This is a genomic window from Streptomyces sp. S.PNR 29, from assembly GCF_030386795.1.
Taxonomy (GTDB): domain Bacteria; phylum Actinomycetota; class Actinomycetes; order Streptomycetales; family Streptomycetaceae; genus Streptomyces.
Genome location: NZ_JANUQM010000021.1, coordinates 128,016 through 149,106 on the forward strand (window position 1 = coordinate 128,016; position 21,091 = coordinate 149,106).

Annotated in this window: 16 protein-coding genes; 11 read left to right on the forward strand and 5 right to left on the reverse strand. The window is 72.9% G+C overall.

Annotation, left to right across the window (positions count from 1 at the left end):
* Positions 1-108 precede the first annotated feature (108 nt).
* Entirely contained in the window at positions 109-1,635 is a 1,527-nt protein-coding gene (locus NW895_RS39125; protein ID WP_289941859.1) for a peptidoglycan recognition protein, read from the forward strand.
* A 156-nt stretch (positions 1,636-1,791) separates the two neighbouring features.
* On the forward strand, positions 1,792-2,874 hold the full coding sequence (locus NW895_RS39130) for an NDP-sugar synthase (RefSeq protein WP_289941860.1): 1,083 nt from the start codon (positions 1,792-1,794) through the stop codon (positions 2,872-2,874).
* 287 nt (positions 2,875-3,161) lie between these two features.
* On the opposite strand, the gene NW895_RS39135 is transcribed toward NW895_RS39130, so the two are convergent.
* From NW895_RS39135 to NW895_RS39150, 4 genes are all read right to left on the reverse strand, one after another.
* Complete coding sequence (locus tag NW895_RS39135; RefSeq protein ID WP_289941861.1) at positions 3,162-4,163, reverse strand: DNA-3-methyladenine glycosylase 2 family protein; 1,002 nt, start codon at positions 4,161-4,163, stop codon at positions 3,162-3,164.
* A 61-nt stretch (positions 4,164-4,224) separates the two neighbouring features.
* Positions 4,225-5,535: a coenzyme F420-0:L-glutamate ligase gene (locus NW895_RS39140; protein ID WP_289941862.1), complete on the reverse strand. Its 1,311-nt coding sequence runs from the start codon at positions 5,533-5,535 to the stop codon at positions 4,225-4,227.
* Positions 5,532-6,491, reverse strand: coding sequence for a 2-phospho-L-lactate transferase (gene cofD, locus NW895_RS39145; protein WP_289941863.1), 960 nt, complete (start codon positions 6,489-6,491; stop codon positions 5,532-5,534). Before cofD ends, NW895_RS39140 begins: the two co-directional genes overlap by 4 nt.
* A gap of 33 nt (positions 6,492-6,524) precedes the next feature.
* Entirely contained in the window at positions 6,525-7,031 is a 507-nt protein-coding gene (locus tag NW895_RS39150; RefSeq protein ID WP_289941864.1) for a cysteine dioxygenase family protein, read from the reverse strand.
* A 714-nt stretch (positions 7,032-7,745) separates the two neighbouring features.
* Between NW895_RS39150 and NW895_RS39155 the strand changes: the two genes are divergently transcribed.
* The 3 genes from NW895_RS39155 (at position 7,746) to NW895_RS39165 (ending at position 13,458) form a co-directional block, all read left to right on the forward strand.
* Positions 7,746-8,009, forward strand: a complete 264-nt coding sequence (locus tag NW895_RS39155) for a WhiB family transcriptional regulator (protein ID WP_003975777.1) — start codon at positions 7,746-7,748, stop codon at positions 8,007-8,009.
* A gap of 224 nt (positions 8,010-8,233) precedes the next feature.
* The gene (locus tag NW895_RS39160) at positions 8,234-11,929 is read left to right on the forward strand and encodes a glycosyltransferase family 2 protein (protein ID WP_289941865.1); all 3,696 of its coding nucleotides are present in this window, start codon (positions 8,234-8,236) and stop codon (positions 11,927-11,929) included.
* On the forward strand, positions 11,926-13,458 hold the full coding sequence (locus tag NW895_RS39165) for a DUF5719 family protein (RefSeq protein ID WP_289941866.1): 1,533 nt from the start codon (positions 11,926-11,928) through the stop codon (positions 13,456-13,458). Before NW895_RS39160 ends, NW895_RS39165 begins: the two co-directional genes overlap by 4 nt.
* A 134-nt stretch (positions 13,459-13,592) precedes the next feature.
* On the opposite strand, the gene NW895_RS39170 is transcribed toward NW895_RS39165, so the two are convergent.
* Complete coding sequence (locus NW895_RS39170; protein WP_289941895.1) at positions 13,593-14,042, reverse strand: metallopeptidase family protein; 450 nt, start codon at positions 14,040-14,042, stop codon at positions 13,593-13,595.
* Positions 14,043-14,333: 291 nt separating this feature from the next.
* On the opposite strand from NW895_RS39170, the gene NW895_RS39175 reads away from it, so the two are divergent.
* The 6 genes from NW895_RS39175 to manA all read left to right on the forward strand — a co-directional run bounded on the left by NW895_RS39175 (position 14,334) and on the right by manA (position 21,023).
* Complete coding sequence (locus NW895_RS39175) at positions 14,334-14,759, forward strand: DUF3499 domain-containing protein (RefSeq protein ID WP_289941896.1); 426 nt, start codon at positions 14,334-14,336, stop codon at positions 14,757-14,759.
* Positions 14,760-14,902: 143 nt separating this feature from the next.
* Entirely contained in the window at positions 14,903-16,519 is a 1,617-nt protein-coding gene (locus NW895_RS39180; RefSeq protein ID WP_289941897.1) for an L-lactate permease, read from the forward strand.
* A 100-nt stretch (positions 16,520-16,619) separates the two neighbouring features.
* Positions 16,620-17,984: a phosphomannomutase/phosphoglucomutase gene (locus tag NW895_RS39185; protein WP_289941867.1), complete on the forward strand. Its 1,365-nt coding sequence runs from the start codon at positions 16,620-16,622 to the stop codon at positions 17,982-17,984.
* Between the two features lie 333 nt (positions 17,985-18,317).
* Positions 18,318-18,488, forward strand: coding sequence for a Trm112 family protein (locus tag NW895_RS39190; RefSeq protein ID WP_007382472.1), 171 nt, complete (start codon positions 18,318-18,320; stop codon positions 18,486-18,488).
* Between the two features lie 189 nt (positions 18,489-18,677).
* The gene (locus NW895_RS39195; RefSeq protein ID WP_289941870.1) at positions 18,678-19,805 is read left to right on the forward strand and encodes an SIS domain-containing protein; all 1,128 of its coding nucleotides are present in this window, start codon (positions 18,678-18,680) and stop codon (positions 19,803-19,805) included.
* A gap of 66 nt (positions 19,806-19,871) precedes the next feature.
* Positions 19,872-21,023: a mannose-6-phosphate isomerase, class I gene (manA, locus tag NW895_RS39200; RefSeq protein WP_289941871.1), complete on the forward strand. Its 1,152-nt coding sequence runs from the start codon at positions 19,872-19,874 to the stop codon at positions 21,021-21,023.
* Positions 21,024-21,091 lie beyond the last annotated feature (68 nt).

The following is a 21,091-nucleotide window of genomic DNA, read 5'->3' on the forward strand; positions in this document are numbered from 1 at the left end:
ACGTGCCCGCGCACCCACCGGCCGGGCCACCGGATCGGGCGTACGGACCCGACGGCCCGTCAACTCCCGAATGGACAGGTTTGAACGGTTATGTTCACGATCAGGGGCATGCGTGGATTCCTTGCTTCCTCAATCGGCGTAACGTGCGCGGCCGCTCTCGCCCTCCCGCTCCTCCCGCCCGCTCTCGCGGCGCACGCGAGACCGGCCCCGACCGCGGAAGCGGCCACGAAGGCGAGACCGGCGCCGCATGCGCCCGTGGCCCCGGCCGCGGGGCCGGCGGCCGAGCCCCGCGTCCCCGGCAACACCCGGTCCCTGCCCCTGCAACCCCTGGCCCGCGACCGCGCCCACGGCGCCGCCGAACAGGGCCTGCGCCCCCGCTCCGTACCGCGCTTCTCCCTCGTCGGGGTCGTCTGGAACGACCCGGACGCCGAACTGCGCGGCCGCGTCCAGGTCCGCGTCCGCGCCGCCAACACCCACACATGGTCCGGCTGGCAGGACATCGAGCCGCACAACATCGAACACGCGGCCGACCCGGGCACCCCCGAACACACCTCGGCCCGCGTACGCGGCGCCACGGCTCCCCTGTGGGTCGGCGACTCGGACGGGGTGGAGGTCCGTGTCCGCGCGGCGGCGGATCCGGGTCGGCACGCGGAGCCGAAGCCGGACTCCAGCTCGGGTTCCGATGCGGGTTCGGGCTCGGGCACCGCTTCGGACGGCGGCGGCCGTACGGAGCAGCCCCACCCGAGCCGGCCGACCCCGCCGGCCGCACCCCCGCTCCCCACCGGCATGCGCCTCGAACTCGTCGACCCGGGCGGGGACACCGCGCCGCCGGGCACCTCTACGGACGTTCCCCGCACAGGAGGCTCCCTCAGCTCCGAGTCGACCGAGGCCATCGCCGCCTCCGCCGTCAACGCCGACCTGGCACCGCTCGGCGCCACCGAGATCCGCGAGCTGAACCGCGCGGAGACCGAGAGCGAACTGTTCGTCCTGCGTGCCGGTGAACTGACGGAGCAGCAGCTGGCCAAGCCGTACATCGGCCCTCGCCCCCGCATCGTCACGCGCCGTGGCTGGGGGGCGAACGAGACGCTGCGCGAGAAGAAGTTCGCCTACACGAAGAAGGTCAAGGCGGCGTTCGTGCACCACACCGCCTCCGGCGGCACCTACGGCTGCTCCCAGGCCCCGTCGCTCATCCGCGGTATCTACCGCTACCACGTCAGGAGCATGGGCTGGCGGGACATCGGCTACAACTTCGTCGTCGACAAGTGCGGAAAGATCTACGAGGGCCGGGCCGGGGGCGTGGCGAAGCCGGTCCTGGGCGCCCACACCCGCGGGTTCAACTCCCACAGCATGGGGATCGCCGTTCTGGGCAGCTACGACGCCCGCAAACCCAGCTCCGCCGCGGTCAAGGCCGTCGCCCGGCTGAGCGCGTGGAAGCTCGGGCTCTACGGAGTGAATCCGCGCGGGAAGACATACCTGAAGTCCGGTGGTGGCAATCTCTACCGAAAAGGCAGGAAGGCGCGACTGAATGTGATCTCCGGCCACCGGGACGGATTTGCCACGAGCTGTCCCGGTGGCCAGCTCTACCGCAAACTCGGCGCGGCGCGCTCGACGGCCGCCCGATACCAGGGGCGTTGACGGGGAGGCACATTGCCGCCGTCAGGGGCGAGGGGGGCAGGGCGCCACACGGCCGTCGAACCATCGAAGGCGCCACGGAACGGTCTGGAACGGTCTGCATACACTGGCCGGTCGAAAGGCAGTTCGGCCGGTCCCGGCAGGAAGCAGAGACGACAGGTGACAGAAGCGATCCTTCTGGTCGGCGGCAAGGGCACCCGGTTGCGCCCGCTCACGGTGCACACGCCCAAGCCCATGGTCCGGGCGGCGGGGGTGCCGTTCCTCACGCACCAGCTGGCGAGAGCGAGAGCGGCGGGCGTCGAGCACATCGTCCTGGCCACCTCCTACCTCGCCGAGGTCTTCGAGCCGTACTTCGGCGACGGCTCCTCGCTCGGCCTTCATCTGGAGTACGTGACGGAGGAGGAGCCGCTGGGCACGGGCGGCGCGATACGCAACGTCGCCTCGCGGCTGCACTCGGGGCCGGACGACCCGGTGCTGGTCTTCAACGGGGACATCCTGACGGGGCTGGACATCAGGGCGCTGGTCCGCACCCACGAAGAGACCGGCGCGGACATCTCGTTGCACCTGACGAAGGTGACGGACCCTCGGGCGTACGGGCTGGTCCCCACGGACGAGTCGGGCCGGGTCCTGGCGTTCCTGGAGAAGCCGCAGACCCCGGAGGAGATGGTCACCGACCAGATCAACGCGGGGGCGTACGTGTTCCGCCGCTCGGTCATCGACACGATCCCGGCGGGCCGCCCGGTGTCGGTGGAGCGGGAGACGTTCCCGGACCTCCTCGCGGCCGGAGCCCACCTCCAGGGCATGGTCGACTCGACGTACTGGCTGGACCTCGGTACGCCGGCGGCGTTCGTCCGGGGCTCGGCGGATCTGGTCCTGGGCCGCGCCCCGTCCCCGGCGGTGCCGGGACGCTGCGGCGACCGGCTGGTCCTCCCGACGGCGACGGTCGCCCCTGACGCGAAGCTGACGGGCGGGACGGTCGTCGGGGAAGGGGCGTTCGTGGCGGAGGGCGCGCGGGTCTTCGGCAGCACGATCCTGCCGGGCGCCGTCATCGAGCCCGGCGCCGTCATCACCGACTCCCTCATCGGCACCCGCGCCCGCATCGGCGAACGCTCCGTCCTCACCGGCACGGTCATCGGTGACGGCGCGGTCATCGGCGCCGACAACGAACTGCGGGAGGGCGCCCGGGTGTGGTGCGACGCCCGGATCCCGGCGGGGGCGGTGCGGTTCTCTTCGGACCAGTAGCGCGCGGGGTGGGTGGGGGTGCGCGTTGCGCCTACGGTGCGTTGGGTGGGTCGGGGCCGCGCCGGGGGGTGTCCGTCCTCGGTCCGGCGGGGCTGTCTCCTACGGAGGTGGAGGGTGATGGACGCCGGCCGCTGCGGGCGGACACCCCCCGACACGGCCCCTTCTCGCCGTGGGCGGGTGCGGGTGGGCGGGGGTGCGCGCTCGATGCCGCGCGTGGCACCCGGGGTGCCGGTCCAACGCCGGGCACACAGGACCACGCACCCACCCCGAACCGCAGCCCCGCCGCCTCACAACCGCCCGATATCCCCCCGCGCCATCCGCGGAGCGCGCCGCGGCGGCACCCGCCCGCTCAGCAGGATCAACCGAGCCGCCCGATGCCGCTGCCCGGCATACGGCTCCAGCAACCGCAGCATGACCGAGTCGTCCGCGGACCGGTCCCCGGCCAACGCCCACCCCACGATCCCCGGCAGATGCAGGTCCCCGACGGTCACCGCATCCGGCGCCCCATGACTGCGCTGCACCACCTCCGCCGAGGTCCACGGCCCGATCCCCGGCACGACCTGCAACCGCGCCTGCGCGGCCGCCGGCTCCATCCCCACGGCCTCCTCCAGCCGCGCAGCGACCCGTACGGCCCGCAGAATCGTCGACGCCCGCTTGTTGTCGACCCCGGCCCGGTGCCACTCCCAGGAAGGGATCAGCGCCCACGTCCGCGGGGCCGGCATGACGTACATCCGCCCGGGCGCCGGCCCCGGCGCCGGGTCCCCGTACTTCCGTACGAGCAGCCGCCACGCCCGGTACGCCTCATCCGTCGTGACCTTCTGCTCCAAGATCGACGGAATCAGCGACTCCAGGACCAGACCGGTGCGCGTCAGCCGCAGGCCCGGCCGCCGGTGCCGGGTCAGCGCCAGCAACCGGTGCCGCGGCGCGAACGCCGACGGGTCGTCCGCGGCGCCCAGCAACTCCGGCAACCGCTCCAGCAGCCAGTCCGCCCCCGGCCCCCACGCCTCCCCGCGCACCTCACCGCCGCACGCGGACACCCGCAGCGTTCCCGGCCCGGCCGGCGTTCGGGTGGCCCGCCACACGGACCCGTCCGGCGTCGCCCGGAACGTCGGGTCGGCGGGGCCGCGCCTGAGCGGTCCGAGCACCAGACCGAGGTCGAGCGGACCTTCCGGCACCCACCTCCGTACCCGCGCCGGTGCCGCCGCCTGCCGCGGCACACCCGGGGGCACGGCGACATGCCCACCACGCACCGTCGTACGAGTGGGCCGAGGGGCGAAACGTCCTGCCACGAGTGAAGTCCCAGGAAGAGAAGCGGAGCCCTATGGCCGACCTGTGAAGCGTAAGCCCGTGTCAGCGCACCTCGATGAACGCCCCCGCATCCCGCTCCGGCCGCGGCCGGGGATCCTCCGCGGGGTGGCCGACCGCCACGGCCCCCATCGGGTCCCAGTCCTGCGGTAGGCCCAGCACCTCGCGCACCACGTCCCGGCAGAACATCGTCGACGACACCCATGCGGAACCGAGCCGCTCCCCGGCCAGCGCGACCAGCAGGTTCTGCACGCCCGCCCCGGCGGCGACCACGAACATCTCCCGCTCGGCCCCGTCACGCCGCGGGTCGCCGTAGGTGTGCGAACCGTCCATGACCAGGCAGGGGACCACCAGGTACGGCGCGTTGCGCAGGACGTCCCCGCGTCGTGTCCGCTTGGCGATGGAGTCCTCGCTCTTGCCGTCGCGGCGGAGGTCCGCGATCCAGGCGTCCCGCATCGCGTCCAGCAGCCGCGTCCGCGACTCCTCCGACTCCAGGAGTACGAAGCGCCAGGGGGTGGTGTGGTGCGGTGCCGGTGCTGTGACCGCTGCCGCCACCGCCCGGCGTACGGCCCCCGGATCGACCGGCTCGTCCGTGAACGCGCGGATCGTGCGGCGCTGGGTGACCGCCTGCCGTATGGCCTCCGAGGTGCCCAGCCGGAACATGTCGTCGCGCGCGCCGCGCACCATGGCCCGCGCCCCCTCTCCGTGGTCCTCCGCCACCAGGTGCGGCAGCCCGCGCACCACGGCGACGGGCAGCCCGGCGGCCTTGCCCTTCACCAGGTCACCCGCGGCGGCCAGTTCGTCCGCCGTGGCGACGACGGTGGCGCTGAGCTGATTGCCGTACGCGTCCGTGCCCCCGCGCAGATCGTCCAGCACGCGCACCCCGGCGGCGCCGATCGCGACATCCGTGAGCCCCGCGCGCCAGGGCCGCCCGAAGGTGTCAGTGACGATCACTCCGACGTTGACGCCGAGAGCGTCGCGCAGGCCGTCGCGGATCGTGCGTGCGGATGCGTCGGGGTTCTCGGGGAGCAGCAGGACCGTTCCCGACGGCGTGTTGGAGGCGTCGACGCCGGCGGCCGCCATGATCAGGCCCTGCCGGTTCTCGACGATGCGGAGGGGACCGCGGCGGGCCACGACCCGTACGGTTTCCGCGTCGATCGCGGCCTCGCGGTCGGTCGCCTCGACGACCCTTCCTTCCGCCTTGGAGACGATCTTCGACGTGACGAGCAGGACGTCCCCGTCGGCCAGCCCGGGTTCGGCGGACGCGATCAGTTTGGCCAGGTCGTCACTCGGCTGCACCTCCGGGATGCCGGACACGGCCCACACCCGGTAGCCGTCACTGGGTGCCCCTCTCATGACGCCCGGACCTCCTCCGCCAGCGTCAGCGCCTCCCTGGCCATCTGCGCGGCCGCGTCGACGTCGGTCATCATCAGCGGGACGGCCCTGCAGCGGATCCCCGCCGCCTCGATCCGTTCGACCGAGGCCGCGTCCACCGTGTCGACGAGCCAGCCGTCCAGCAGTCCCGAGCCGTAGTGCTCGGCCACCGCCGCCGCCGTGGACTCCACGCCGACCGCCGCCAGCACCTTGTCGGCCATGCCCCGCACGGGTGCGTCCCCGACGATGGGGGACAGACCGACCACCGGCACGCCGGCGTCGGCGATCGCCTCGCGGATGCCCGGCACGGCGAGGATCGTGCCGACGGAGACGACCGGGTTGGAGGGCGGGAAGAGGACGACGTCCGCCTCCGCGATCGACTCCAGGACGCCGGGCGCCGGCTTCGCCTGCTCGGCGCCCACGGGGACGACCGCCTGGGCGGGGACCGAGGCCCGCAGCCGTACCCAGTACTCCTGGAAGTGGACGGCCTTGCGCTCGCCGTCCACCTCGACGGCCACATGGGTCTCCACGCGGTCGTCGGTCATCGGGATGAGACGTACGCCGGGCTTCCAGCGGTCGCACAGCGCCTCCGTGACCGCGCTGAGGGGGTATCCGGCGCCGATCATCTGCGTCCGCACGATGTGCGTGGCGAAGTCCCGGTCGCCCAGCCCGAACCACTCGGGCCCCAGGCCGTAGGCCGCGAGCTCCTCCTTGAGGTGGAAGGTCTCGTCGGCCCGGCCCCAGCCCTGCTCCTCGTTGATGCCGCCGCCGAGCGTGTACATCACCGTGTCGAGGTCCGGGCAGACCTTCAGCCCGAAGAGGTGGATGTCGTCCCCGGTGTTGCCGATGACCGTGATGTCCGCGTCCGGCACGGCCCGCTTCAGACCGCGCAGGAACCGGGCACCACCGATGCCGCCTGCCAGAACCACAATGCGCATGAGAGCAGTCTTGCAGGCGGGTACGACAGCGCGTCAGGCAGTCACGTCGGCGGGTGCGGGCGTGCACCGGGCCGAGTGCGCCGAGTGCATCGGCATCTCGGTCAGCCCCGGGTAGTAGATGTGCAGGCTGACCGCCGGTTCCAGCGCGTCGTTGACCACCTCGTGCACGTACCCCGGCGCGAACACCCGCTGCGCGCCGGCGCCCAGGGCGCGTGTGCCCCGCTCGGTGCGCTCGGTCAGGGTGCCGTCGAGGACGGTCAGCACGCCGGAGGAGCGGCCGTGGTCGTGCAGCCCGCTGCCCTGTCCGGGCACCCAGGACAGCAGCCAGACCTCGTAGCCCGGGCCGGTGCGCAGCCGGTGGTACCAGCGCGTCGTGGCGTCGTACTGGACGAGGTGCTCCCACTGGGAGCGGTCGGCGGCGATGGAGCGGGCCAGACCGGCGAACTCGGCGACGGTGGCCGGGTGCTCGCGCGGGGCTTGGAGGAGGTGCGGGACTTCAAGGATGTCGCCGGCGATCTGCAGGTCGCTGTCGCTGTTCATGGGGTGCGGTGGTTCCTCGGCGGAAGAGTGTGGGGGATGGCTGGGTGTCGCTGGCCGTCCGCCCGGGTCGCGGGAGACGGGGGTGCCCTGGTGCGGGCGCGGGGAACAAGCAGCCGAGTCGCGTGGACTCAGGAGCAGCCGGAGCGCGTTGGGCTCAACAGCTGGGACAGCAACAGCTACAGCGAGCGCGGGCAGCACCGCGGGACCCGGCGGTGCGGGTCGTGGTGAGTGCCAAGTTCGCGAGCATGCCCACAAGGACACCGGTTCACACCTTCACTGTCAACTCGACGCCCGGTATGTGGGACATGGTTCACCTCATCCGGTTGGTCTTTTAGGTGAAAGGTTTGTGCAGCCGGTTTCCGGGACACATGGCGTGCCACCGGGCGCACGAGCGTCGTTGCGTTCCTGTGATCCGACTGTGATCCGGTTCGCTTCGGAGCGCGTGCCGCAACGAGATCGAACTGCCGGGCGTCCTTTTCCGTACAGGCTCTGTGCGGGGCCGACGGCCCTCCCGGGCCTCGTCCGTGTGTCAAGGTTTAGGGTGATTTGAACACTTTCCGCACGGGCTTGGTTCCGCAGAGTGAATAAGGGGCTCAATAGCAGATCTCGGCTTGACTCGCCCGGAGCAGCACACTTGTAATTTCACTCGTGTCGTTCAGCCGCGATCGGTAACGGCAACATCACGGGGACGCGAAAGACTGACGAGGGGCGCACATGACCGAGCTGGTGCAGCAACTGCTGGTCGACGACGCGGACGAGGAACTCGGCTGGCAGGAGCGCGCGCTGTGCGCCCAGACCGACCCCGAGTCCTTCTTTCCCGAGAAGGGCGGTTCCACCCGTGAGGCCAAGAAGGTCTGCCTTGCCTGTGAAGTCCGCTCCGAGTGCCTTGAGTACGCCCTCGCCAACGACGAGCGCTTCGGCATCTGGGGCGGCCTGTCCGAGCGGGAACGCCGCCGGCTGAAGAAGGCCGCCGTCTGAACGTCCGAAACCGAACGGCACGACGGACGTCGGCACGGACCGACGTCGGCACGGGCTGACGAGGCACGGACTGACGCGCGTACGGCCCGTCGCCGGTGGTTGTCCACAGGCGGCGGGCCGCCGTGTTGGGCAGCCGATAGTGTGGTCGCTCGTCCGAGACGCCCCGCTGCCCCCCGCGGGCACAGGCGTCCACCACAGTCCACCGAACCGGGGCCCGTACCTCGATGTCCGTGCACAGCCACACGGCAGCCCATCACGACACAGCTGCCACACCTGAGTTCCCGCGTCATGTGGTGACCGCGGTCCTCGTCTCCCACGACGGCGCCCGCTGGCTGCCCGACGCGCTCGCCGGGCTGCTCGGCCAGGAGCGCCCCGTTCAGTACGTCATGGCGGCCGACACCGGCAGCGCGGACGACTCCGCCCGGCTGGTCACCGAAGCCCTCGGCGACGACCGCGTGCTGCACCTGGCCCGGCGCACCGGCTTCGGCCAGGCCGTCGAGGAGGCCAACCGCACCGCCCCGGTCCTCACCCCGGACGAGCTGCCGTACCTGAAGCGCCCGAGCGGCTGGGACCCCGTCACGCGCACGTGGCGCGACGACGCCTACGACATGCCCGAGCTCCCGCACGGGGAGCCGGTGCAGTGGTTGTGGCTGCTGCACGACGACAGCGCCCCCGAACCCGACGCCCTCGCCCAGCTGCTGCGTGTCGTCGAGAATGAGTACGAGCTGGGGCGTGACGACGTGGCCGCCGTCGGCCCCAAGCTCCGCGGCTGGTACGACCGCCGGCAGCTGCTGGAGGTCGGCGTCACCATCGCCAACTCCGGCCGCCGCTGGACCGGCCTGGACCGCCGCGAACAGGACCAGGGCCAGCACGACCACGTCCGGCCGGTGCTCTCGGTGTCCACCGCCGGCATGCTGGTCCGGCGCGACGTCTTCGAACAGCTCGGCGGCTTCGACCGGCGACTGCCCCTGATGCGGGACGACGTCGACCTGTGCTGGCGCGCGCACGCCGCCGGGTACCGCGTCCTCGCCGCCCCCGAAGCGGTCGTACGCCACGCCGAGGCGGCCTCCCGTGAGCGCCGCACCGTCGACTGCGCGGGCCGCACCACCGCCTCCCCGCACAAGGTCGACAAGGCCGGCGCCGTCTACACCCTGCTCGTCAACACGCGTACGGCCGTGCTGCCCTGGGTGCTGCTGCGGATCGTGCTCGGCACGCTGCTGAGGACCCTCGCCTACCTCGTCGGCAAGGTCCCCGGACAGGCCGTCGACGAGATCCGGGGCCTGCTGAGCGTGCTGCTGCGGCCCGAGCGGATCATCGCGGGGCGGCGCAGCCGGGGCCGCCCGCAGATCGACAAGGGCGAACTGCGGGCGCTGTTCCCGCCGCCCGGCGCGACCATCCGCGTCACCGTCGAACAGGTCGCGAGCAACCTCGTCGGCCGCTCCGACCCCGAAGTGGCCTCCGGTGCGGGACGGCACGGCGGCGCGGTCGAGTCCGGGCCCGGCGGCGACGACGCGGACTTCCTGGAGATCGAGCAGTTCGCCCGCCTCAAGCGCATCGCCCGCAAGCCCGGCCCGGTGCTCTTCCTGGTGCTCCTGCTCGTCTCCCTGGTCGCCTGCCGCGGGCTCCTCGGCGGCGGCGCGCTCGCGGGCGGCGCCCTGCTGCCCGCCCCGGCCGACGCCGGTGACCTGTGGTCGCGCTATCTGGACTCCTGGCACGCCGTGGGGGCCGGGGGCACCGCCTCCGCCCCGCCGTACCTCGCGATCGTGGCCATGCTGGCCTCCCTGCTGCTCGGCTCGACCGGGCTCGCCGTCACGGTCCTGCTGGTCTGCTCGGTGCCGCTGGCCGGCTTCACCGCGTACTTCGCCTCCCGCCCGCTGGTCACCTCCCGCCTCCTGCGCGCGTGGGCGGCCGTCGTCTACGCCTTCCTGCCCGCCGCCACCGGCGCGCTCGCCGGCGGCCGTATCGGCACCGCCGTGCTGGCCGTGCTGCTGCCGCTCCTCGCCCGCGCGGGCATCGCGGCAAGCGGACTCGCGACCGCCTCGGGCGCGCGCGGCAGTTGGCGTGCCACCTGGGCCTATGCGCTGCTGCTGACGATCACCACCGCGTTCACGCCGATCGTGTGGCCCGTCGCACTGGTCCTGGGGATCGGGGTGCTGGCCCTGCGCCGCGCCGACATCACCGCCTACGGCCTGCGCTTCCTGGCCCAGCTGGGCACGCCGCTGCTGATCCTGGCGCCCTGGTCGCTCACGCTGCTCCCGTTCGGCTTCTTCGACGAGGCCGGGCTGGCGTACGGCTCCTCGGCCGCCTCCGCCCTCGACCTGCTCGGCGCGAGCCCCGGCGGCCCCGGGACGGTCAGCGGGCTGATGCTCATCGGCATCGTGCTGGCCGCGCTCGCCGCCCTGCTGCGCTCCGATCGGCAGACGGAGATCTGGACGGCCTGGGCGGTGACCCTGGTGGGCCTCGTCTTCGCCGTCCTGTCCAACAACTCGACCTGGGCCGGGCCCGCGACCCTCGTCTACGGCATCGCCCTGCTGTGCGCCGCCGCCCTCGGCGCCGACGGGGCACGCGCGCGCGTGGCCGAGCAGAGCTTCGGCTGGCGCCAGCCGGTGGCCGCGCTGATCGCCTTCTCCTCGGCCGCGGGCCCGCTGCTCGTCGCCGCGGGCTGGATGATCCGTGGCGCCGACGGGCCGCTGGAGCGCCGCGACCCGACCCAGGTGCCCGCCTTCGTCGCCGAGGAGAGCGGCACCCAGGACCAGGCCCGCACGCTCGTCCTCGACAGCGACTCCACCGCCCATGTCGGCTACATGCTGGTGCGCGGCTCCGGGGCGCGGATGGGGGACGGTGAACTCGCCGCGGTGGACGGCGAGAACGCCAAGCTCGACAAGGTGGTCGCCAACCTCGTCGCCGGCTCCGGCGCCGACCAGGCCGACCAGCTCGGCGGCTTCGCCGTGCGCTATGTCCTCGTCCACAAGGGCGCGCCCCGCCAGGTGACCCGGGTTCTGGACGCCACGCCCGGACTGAGCCGGCTCAGCCAGCAGGACGGCAGCGCGTTGTGGCGGGTGGACCAGGAGGTCGCCCGGGCGACCATTGTGGCGGGTTCGGATTCCGCTTCCGGTTCGGCTTCGAGGACCGGCTCCGGGGCTGGTGAGCCGCAGGCCGTCGCCGCCGGGCCCGTCGAGATCCACACCACGATCCCCGCCGGCTCCGATGGGCGCGTGCTGCGCCTTGCCGACTCCGCCGCCGAGGGCTGGACGGCCACCCTGGACGGCAAGCCGCTCACCCCCACCACGGTCGACGGCTGGGCCCAGGGCTTCGAACTGCCCGCCAGCGGCGGGAAACTGGACGTCACCTACGACGACCCGGTCGGTCACACCGTCTGGCTGTGGGCGCAGGGCTTCCTCGCCGTCGTCCTCGTCGTGCTCGCCCTGCCCGGCCGGCGCCGCGACATCGACGACGACCTGCCCGAGGAGCCGGCGGTTCCGGCGCAGGCCGTCGCCGGGGAGGGCCGCAGGGCCCGCCGTCTGCGGGCGCAGGCGGAGGCCGAAGAGGCGGCGCGGGCCGAGGAGTCCCCGGCCCCTGTGCAGGAGGAGACGCCGGTGGCGGTGCCGCAGCAGGGCTACGGAGACTGGGAGGCGGCGGGTTACGCGGGTGCGGAGTACGGCGGCTACGGCGGCGAGCCGTACCAGGGCGCCGGCCAGCAGTATCCGGCGGGCGCGTACGGGCAGCCCTATCAGGCGGATCCGTACCAGGCGGACCCTTATCAGGGCGGCCGGTACGACCCGTATGCCTACGGCGGCCAGTCCCAGCCGGGGACGTACGACCAGACGTACCAGCAGGGGCAGCAGGGGTACGACGGCACGTACGACCCGGAGCAGCCGCCCCCGCACGGCAGTGAGCGTCCCGACGGGAGTCAGCAGTGAACCGCACCACCCTGTCCCTCATCGCGGGCGCGACCGCGCTCGCCGCCGTCACCGGGTTCGCGGCGCTCAGCACGCCGGACGCCCCCGGTGTGTCCGGGGCCAAGGCCGCCGCCCAGCTGCCCGTGGAGCGCACGAGCCTGCTGTGCCCGTCGCCGAGCACCTCCGACCTCGCCGAGACCTCGTACACATCGTTCACGCCTGTCGTGAAGGGAACGGGGAGCGGTGGCAAGGCCGAACTCCAGTCCGCGGTGGAGCAGTCGGCGGACGGGGCGGGGGACGCGTCGGGTGACGGGAAGGGCGACGGGAAGGGCGACGGGAAAGGCGAGAAGCAGAACGACAAGCCCGCCCTGGAGCCCAAGGAGCCCGGCACCCCGGTCACCGGGGACAGCTCCGGGGGCGACGCGCCCGCGCTGATCGGTACGGCGGAGGGGCGGTTCGCGCCCGGCTGGACCGTCCAGGAGACCACGGAGGTCGCCGCTGGGACCGGTCGGGGACTGCAGGGCGTCAACTGCACCGCGCCGGACACGGAGTTCTGGTTCCCGGGAGCGAGTACGGCGGCCGACCGCACGGACTATGTGCATCTGACGAACCCCGATGACTCCGCCGCCGTGGTGGACATCGAGCTGTACGGCAAGGACGGCGCTGTGAAGTCCACGGTGGGGGAGGGCATCACGGTGCAGCCGCACGCCAGTGAGCCGGTCCTGCTGTCCACGCTGACCGACGAGCAGCAGGACAACCTCACCGTGCACGTCAGCGTCCGCAGCGGACGGGTCGGGGCCTCGGTGCAGGCCCTGGACGACAAGCTCGGCGGCGACTGGCTGGCCGCCTCCACGGACCCGGCGAGCAGTCTGGTGCTGCCGGGCATCCCCAAGGACGCCACGGCCGTGCGGCTCGTGCTGTTCACGCCGGGTGACGCCGACGCGGATCTGAAGGTGCGGCTCGCTTCGCCGTCGGGTCTGATCACGCCCGCCGGGCACGAGACGGTGCATGTGAAGGCGGGCATGACGACCGCCGTCGACCTCGGCGACCTCACGCGCGGTGAGGCGGGGTCCCTGGTGCTGACGCCTACGGACCAGGCCGTGCCGGTCGTCGCCGCGCTGCGGGTGGTGCGGGGCAAGGGTGCCAAGCAGGAGACGGCGTTCATCCCGGCCACCAGCCCGGTCCGGGCGCGGGCGACGTCGGCCGACAACAGCGGCAAGGGCTCGACCCTGTCCCTGGCCGCCGTCGGCCGCACCGCGAAGGTCAAGGTCACGGCCTCGGCGGGCAGCGAGGGCGGTTCGGCGGTGTCGAAGACGTACACGATCAGGAGCGGTACGACCCAGGACGTCGACGCACCGGTCCCCAGCGGCCTGAAGGGCACGTACGCGCTGACGGTGGAGCCCCTGTCGGGCGGGCCGGTGTACGCGGCCCGCACGCTGGCGGCGACGGAGGACGGCATACCGGGCTTCACCGTGCAGACGCTGCCGGACGACCGGGGGACGGTGGCTGTGCCGGAGGCGGAGGAGGACTTGTCGGTGCTGCAGAAGTAGGCCGGCGCCCGGGGCCGGGTGCGTCCGGCCGCGGGCTTGCGTGCCGCGCACCGCAACGCCGGGCGCCTCGCGAACCCCGCAGCGCACACGCGCCCCGAGCCGCAGCACCCGGCGTTCACCGGTAGCCCGTCGGCTCAGTCCTCCCCGTACCGCGGATCCACCGTCTCCGGTGTCAGCCCCAGCAACTCGGCGACCTGCTCGACGACGACCTCGTGCACGAGCGCAGCCCGCTCATCGCGCCCCTTGGTACGGATCTCGACCGGCCGCCGGTAGACGACCACCCGCGCGGGACGGCCCTCACGCGCCGGAACCGTGCCGCCCAGCGGAACCGCCTCGTCGTTCCAGACCCGCCCGGGCCCGTCCAACCGCGGCACCTCAAGCACGAGGAAGTCGATGTCGGCCAGCTGCGGCCACCGTCGCTCCAGCCGCTCCACGGAGTCCTGCACCAGGTCCGCGAACGCGTCGGCGCGGCTCGCGGCGAGCGGTACCTGGGGCGGTGCGATCGGGCCGCGCATGCCCCGGCCGTGGCGATCACGGCGGCGGGGCCCGGGGGCGGTGGCACGGGGCGTCACGGGATCGTCCATCACTGGTGAAGGGTAGTCCCCGCCGGTTCCGCGCGCCCGGCTCCACGCGGCATATCGGACAGCATGGGGCCGACCGGCACGGCATGTCGTGAGATGACCATTCCAGCCAAGGTTGGGCTCGATTCCGTACCTCTCCAGGAGCGTGGATCTCAAGGCAAATGACGGCTTTGTGTTGGATCGTGACCGGATCGGGGATCGTTCGGTATCTCGGCAAGCGATGTCCGCCCAGGTCAGCAGAGCGTGGCCGGAGAGGTGTGTGGGGCGTTTCACAGCACGACACGGTGGAGTGACCTGAGGGAGAGTCGTCGCGGCCCGCTCAAGAGTGCGGTACCGTCCAACATCGTGAGCCCTGTACGTCGCTGTTCGCGCACCGCCTGCGGCCGTCCCGCCGTCGCGACGCTGACGTACGTCTATGCCGACTCGACCGCGGTCCTCGGCCCGCTCGCCACCTACGCCGAACCCCACTGCTACGACCTGTGCGCCGAGCACTCCGAGCGCCTCACCGCCCCGCGCGGCTGGGAGGTCGTCCGGCTCCTCGACGGCTCGGCTCCCGCGCAGCCCAGCGGTGACGATCTGGAAGCGCTTGCCAACGCGGTGCGTGAAGCGGCCCGGCCCCAGGAGCGTGCCGCGGGAGCCGGTGGCGGGGGGCGTGCGGCCGACCCGATGGAGGTCGCGCGGCGCGGGCATCTGCGGGTGCTGCGCTCGCCCGACAACTGACGGATCATTTCTTCTCCTTCCGCTGATGCACGTCTTCTCCTCCCGCTGATGCACGGCCATTGACGGCTCCTTGGCGCGGACACGACCATTCCGGTACGGCTGCGAGAAGTCGCTTTCGCATGGCGGAATCCGGGGAGGCGCCCGTGTACGTCCAGGAACTGGAACCCGTCGCCGGCTCGCTCGGCCTGTCCGCCCTCGTGGCGGCCCTGCCCCTCGTGATCGTCCTGGTTCTGCTGGGCGGCGTGCGGGTCAAGGCGCATCTGGCGGGACTCACGGGCCTGCTGGCGGCCGTTCTCGTCGCCTGGCTCGCGTACCGCATGCCCTTGGAGCAGACGCTCTCCAGCGCCGCCCAGGGAGCCGTTTTCGGTCTCTTCCCGATCCTGTGGATCGTCGTCAACGCCCTGTGGGTGTACCGCATGACCGTCCGCACGCGGCACTTCGACATCCTGCGCCGGTCCTTCGGGCGGCTGTCCGACGACCCGCGCATCCAGGCGCTCGTCGTCGCCTTCTGCTTCGGGGCCCTGCTGGAGGCCCTCGCCGGGTTCGGGGCCCCCGTCGCGATCTGCTCGGTCATGCTCGTCGCGCTCGGCTTCGAGCCGGTGCGCGCCGCCGTCGTCGCGCTGGTCGCCAACACCGCGCCGGTCGCCTTCGGGGCGATGGGCACGCCGGTCGTGACGCTCGCCCAGGTGACCGGGCTGCCCCTGGACTCCGTGGCCTCCTTCGTGGGGCGTCAGACGCCGCTGCTCGCCCTCGTCGTGCCCCTGGTGCTGGTCGGGCTGGTGGACGGGCGGCGAGGACTGCGCGAGACCTGGGTGCCCGCACTGGTGTGCGGAGCCGCTTTCGCCGCCGCCCAGTTCGCCGCCTCGAACTACGTCTCCGCGCAACTCGCCGACATCGGAGCCGCCCTGGCCGGTGCGGGCGCCCTGGTCGCCGTACCGCACGCGCGGGTGCCCGCTGCCGAGTCCGTACGCGCCGCCGTGCTGACCGGCGTACGGAGCGAGGAATTGGACGATGCCGACCCGCGCGGTGAGGTGGTACGCGCCTACGCCCCCTACGCACTGATCGTCGCGATCTTCTCCGTCGCGCAGATCCCGGCCGTCAAGGACTGGCTGGCCGGAGCGACCCGGACGTACGACTGGCCCTTCCTGGACGTGGCCGGTCCGGACGGGGAGCCGGTCGGCGGCAACCTCTTCACCTGGCCCATCGTGTCCACCGGCGGCACGCTCGTGCTGCTCGCCGGAGTGTGCACGGCGGCCGTGATCGGGGTGCACGCGCGCGTGGCGGTCAGGGAATGGGCCGCGACCGTGCACGAGCTGAGGTTCGCGATCCTGACGGTGACCTCCGTACTGGCGCTCGCCTACGTCATGAACCTCTCCGGGCAGGCGGCGACCATCGGCCACTTCGTGGCGGCGGCCGGCGCGGGGCTCGCCTTCCTGTCCCCGGTGCTGGGCTGGTTCGGCGTCGCCGTCACCGGGTCGGACACCTCCGCCAACGCGCTCTTCGGAGCCCTTCAGGTGACCGCCGCCCGCGAGTCGGGGCTGTCACCGGAGCTTCTCGCCGCGGCGAACAGTTCGGGCGGTGTCCTCGGCAAGATGATCTCCCCGCAGAACCTCACCATCGCCTGCGCGGCCGTCGGCCTCGCGGGCCGCGAGGGGGACCTGCTGCGCAAGGTGCTGCCCTGGAGCGTGGGCCTGCTGCTGGTGATGTGCCTGATCGTGGTCGGTCAGAGTTCGCCGGCGCTGGACTGGATGCTGCCCTGACCTGAGGGCACGACTGGGGGTCCGCTCGGGTCCGCGCGGCCCGCTGTCAGCGGGTGCGGGTAGTTTGGGGCGACCGACAGTACTTTCAGGAGGGTTGGCCGTGGCTGCTGATCTGTCGCAGATCGTCAAGGCGTACGACGTGCGCGGCGTGGTCCCGGATCAGTGGGACGAGCCGCTGGCCGAGCTCCTCGGAGCGGCCTTCGCCCAGGTCACCGACGCGAGCGCCATCGTGATCGGGTACGACATGAGGCCCTCGTCACCCGGCCTGTCGCGGGCCTTCGCGCGCGGCGCGGCGGCGCGGGGCGTCGACGTGACCGAGATCGGCCTGTGCTCCACCGACCAGCTCTACTACGCCTCGGGCGCGCTGGGCCTGCCGGGCGCCATGTTCACGGCCTCGCACAACCCCGCCCAGTACAACGGCATCAAGCTGTGCCGCGCGGGAGCCGCCCCGGTCGGCCAGGACTCGGGCCTGGCCGAGATCCGCTCCCTCGTCGAGCAGTGGACCGCATCGGGCGCCCCGGAGCCCACGGCGACCCCGGGGTCGATCACCCAGCGGGACACCTTGGACGACTACGCGGCTCATCTCCGCTCCCTCGTCGACCTGACCTCCATCCGCCCCCTGAAGGTCGTCGTCGACGCGGGCAACGGCATGGGCGGGCACACCGTCCCCACGGTCTTCGCCGGCCTGCCGCTGACCGTGGTGCCGATGTACTTCGAACTGGACGGCACGTTCCCCAACCACGAGGCCAACCCGCTCGACCCGGCCAACATCGTCGACCTGCAGAAGCGCGTCCGCGAGGAGGGCGCCGACCTCGGCCTGGCCTTCGACGGCGACGCCGACCGCTGCTTCGTCGTCGACGAGCAGGGCGACCCCGTCTCCCCGTCGGCGATCACCGCCCTGGTGGCCTCCCGCGAACTCGCCAAGCACGGCGGCAAGGGCACGGTCATCCACAACCTGATCACCTCCTGGTCGGTCCCCGAGGTGGTGAGGGAGAACGGCGGCACACCGGTACGCACGCGCGTGGGCCACTCCTTCATCAAGGCCGAGATGGCCAGAACCGGCGCGATCTTCGGCGGCGAGCACTCCGCGCACTACTACTTCCGCGACTTCTGGAACGCCGACACGGGCATGCTGGCCGCGCTCCACGTCCTGGCGGCCCTCGGCGGCCAGGAACACCCGCTGTCCGCCCTCGTCGCCCAGTACGACCGCTACGCCGGCTCCGGCGAGATCAACTCCACCGTCGCCGACCAGGCCGCCCGCCTCGCCGCGATCCGCTCCGCGTACGAGGGCCGCGAGGGCATCGACCTGGACGAACTCGACGGCCTGACCGTCACCGCCGCCGACTGGTGGTTCAACGTCCGCCCGTCCAACACGGAGCCGCTCCTGCGCCTGAACGCGGAAGCGCGCGACGAGGCGACGATGACCAAGATCAGGGACGAGGCCCTGGCCATCATCCGAGCCTGACCCCTCCACGCCCCGCTGAAGGACCTCACCACCAGCGCCCGAACACCCCGCGCGACCGACAGCGAGACGCTGGGCGCGGCTTTGCGGGGTCGGGCCGCGGGGCTGCACCTCGCGAGGGCCCGGGGGCGCAGCCCCCGGCGGTGTCGAAGGGGCGGAGCCCCTGGGGACGGGAACGGGTAAGGGCGGCGGGGGCCACCCCCTCCACGGCACCCCAACCCCGCACAGCCACCAACCGGCCCCGCCCAACCCCCCGCACACCACCCCCACCGGCGGTACCCTGACCAGGCACATCCGCACACGAACGCACACGCCCCACCCCGAAGGGACCCCCCAATGCCGCTCGAAGCCGGCCTCCTGGAGATCCTCGCCTGCCCGGCCTGCCATGCCCCCCTCAAGGAGCAGGACACCGAGCTGATCTGCACCGGCCAGGACTGCGGCCTGGCGTACCCCGTCCGAGACGGCATCCCCGTCCTGCTCGTCGACGAGGCCCGCCGCCCCGCGTAACCGACGCCGTAGCCCCGCCCGGCGACGCACACCACGACGATCGATGCGGCGACCCGCGCACCGACCACGCGGCGAGCCACGCACGCACAGACGTCCCGCCGGCCCACGCAACGACGACGTGGCGCCCCGCACACACACCAGGCGACCCACGACCACGCAACACGCCCCGGCGACCGGAGGCTGCCGCCCATGCTCGACGAATCGCTGCTCGACTCCCCGGAGGGCCTGGCCGAGGCCGACCACCGCGGCCTCCTCCGCGGCGCCGCCGAGGCCGGCGCCCGCGTCCGCACCGCCGCCCGGCACTCCGCCGAGGCCGGCATCAACGACCTCAAACCCGACGGCCGCCCCCGCGCCGTCCTCATCGCCGGCCCCGGCGCCGCCGCCACCCACGCCGCCGACCTCCTCGGCACGCTCGCCGGCGCCGGCAGCCCCGTCACCCGCCTGGCCCCCACCGGCGTCGCCCCCGCCGCGGGCGCCCTGCGCTGGGAACTGCCCGGCTGGGTCGGCTCCGTCGACCTGCTGCTGATCGCCACCCCCGACGGCAGCGAGCCGGGCCTGTCCCTGCTCGCCGAGCAGGCCTACCGCCGCGGCTGCACCGTCGTCGCAGTGGCCCCCGCCCGCTCCCCGATCGCCAACGCGGTCAACGGCGCCCACGGCCTGTTCGTCCCGATGGCCATCGCCCCCTACGACCAGGACGAACCCCTCGCGGCATCCGCCCCCGGAGTCCTGTGGGCACTGCTCACGCCGTTCCTCGCGCTCCTGGACCGCACCGGCCTGCTCACCGCCCCGCCCGACGCCCTCGAGAAGGTCGCCGACCGCCTCGACCGGATCGCCGAAGTCTGCGGCCCCGCCATCGCGACGTACAGCAACCCCGCCAAGACCCTCGCCGCCGAACTCGCCGACGCACTGCCGGTGGTCTGGACGGAGGGCACCTCGGCCGGCCCGGCAGGCCGCCGTTTCGCCGCCGCCCTCGCCGAGCTCTCCGGTATCCCCGCGGTCGTCGCGGAACTCCCCGAAGCGCTCGCCGCACACAGCGCCCTGCTCGCCGGCCCGCTCGCCGCCGGCGCCGACCCCGATGACTTCTTCCGCGACCGCGTAGAGGAACCACCCGCCCTGCACGCGCGCGTGGTGCTGCTCCGCGACCGCCCGATCGGCGACCTCACCGCCGCCCCCGCCGCCCGCGACCTGGCCCTCAGCCACGACACGCCGATCAGCGAGCTGGAGCCGGAGCCCGGCGGCGAAGTGGAGACCCTCGCGGAACTGATCGCCATGACGGATTTCGCCGCCGTTTACCTCGCGCTCGCCTCAAGGGCCTGATCTTGCCCAGGACGCCCTGACCCTCGTACGCGGAGCAAGCCCGCGTCGTACGCAGAGAGAACCACCATGGACCGCCTCGACAACACCATCCGCCCCTACGCCTGGGGTTCCCCCACCGCCATCCCCGACCTGCTCGGCGTCGAGCCGACCGGCGAACCCCAGGCCGAGATGTGGATGGGAGCCCACCCCGGCGCACCTTCGCGCACCGGCCGGGGAACGCTCGTCGAGGTCATCGACGCGGACCCCGAGAAGGAACTCGGCCCGGCGTCGGTCGCCAAGTTCGGCCCCCGCCTGCCCTTCCTCCTCAAGATCCTCGCCGCCGGCGCCCCGCTCTCCCTCCAGGTGCACCCCAACCTGGAGCAGGCGGAGCAGGGTTACGAGGACGAGGAGCACCGCGGCATCCCCGTGGACGCCCCGCACCGCAACTACAAGGACGCCAACCACAAGCCCGAACTGATCTGCGCCCTCACCGCGTTCGACGGCCTGTGCGGCTTCCGCGACCCCCTCCAGGCCGCCGACCTGCTCGACGGCCTCGGCGTCGACTCCCTCAAGCCGTACGTCGACCTGCTGCACGCCCACCCCGAGGACGCGGCCCTGCGCGAGGTCCTGACCGCGATCCTCACCGCCGACCCCGAGGAGATGACCCGCACGGTCACCGCGGTCGCGGCCGCCTGCACCCGCCTCGGCGGCGCCTACGCCCCCTACGCCGACATCGCCCACCACTACCCGGGCGACCCCGGCGTCCTCGCCGCCATACTCCTCAACCACGTCCGCCTGCAGCCCGGCGAGGCCCTCTTCCTCGGCGCCGGTATCCCGCACGCGTACCTGAACGGCCTCGGCGTCGAGATCATGGCCAACTCCGACAACGTCCTGCGCTGCGGCCTGACCCCCAAGCACGTCGACGTCCCCGAGCTCCTGCGCATCGTCCGCTTCGAGCCCACCGACCCCGGCGTCCTGCGCCCGGAGGCGTCCCCGGAGGGCGAGGAGATCTACGAGACCCCCATCGACGAGTTCCGCCTGTCCCGGTACGTCCTGCCCGAGAGCTCCGCCGCCCACGACCTCACGCTCGCCACCCCGCAGATCCTGCTGTGCACGGCGGGCTCCGTCCGGGCGGGCGAGCACCAGCTGTCCCCGGGGCAGTCCGTCTTCGTACCGGCGGGCGAAAAGGCCGAAGTGTCCGGGACCGGCACGGTCTTCCGGGCCACCGTGGCCGCCTGATCCGGGCCTGCGGGCGACCGGGCACGCCACTGTCGGACCGGGCTGCAACAATGGCCCACCGGCAAAGG

Coding starts and splice junctions, on each gene's coding strand:
- NW895_RS39125 (WP_289941859.1), top strand. CDS start 109: ATGCGTGGATTCCTTGCTTCCTCAATCGGCGTAACGTGCGCGGCCGCT.
- NW895_RS39140 (WP_289941862.1), bottom strand. CDS start 5,535: ATGAGAGGGGCACCCAGTGACGGCTACCGGGTGTGGGCCGTGTCCGGC.
- cofD (WP_289941863.1), bottom strand. CDS start 6,491: ATGCGCATTGTGGTTCTGGCAGGCGGCATCGGTGGTGCCCGGTTCCTG.
- NW895_RS39150 (WP_289941864.1), bottom strand. CDS start 7,031: ATGAACAGCGACAGCGACCTGCAGATCGCCGGCGACATCCTTGAAGTC.
- NW895_RS39155 (WP_003975777.1), top strand. CDS start 7,746: ATGACCGAGCTGGTGCAGCAACTGCTGGTCGACGACGCGGACGAGGAA.
- NW895_RS39160 (WP_289941865.1), top strand. CDS start 8,234: ATGTCCGTGCACAGCCACACGGCAGCCCATCACGACACAGCTGCCACA.
- NW895_RS39170 (WP_289941895.1), bottom strand. CDS start 14,042: ATGGACGATCCCGTGACGCCCCGTGCCACCGCCCCCGGGCCCCGCCGC.
- NW895_RS39190 (WP_007382472.1), top strand. CDS start 18,318: ATGCCGCTCGAAGCCGGCCTCCTGGAGATCCTCGCCTGCCCGGCCTGC.
- NW895_RS39195 (WP_289941870.1), top strand. CDS start 18,678: ATGCTCGACGAATCGCTGCTCGACTCCCCGGAGGGCCTGGCCGAGGCC.
- manA (WP_289941871.1), top strand. CDS start 19,872: ATGGACCGCCTCGACAACACCATCCGCCCCTACGCCTGGGGTTCCCCC.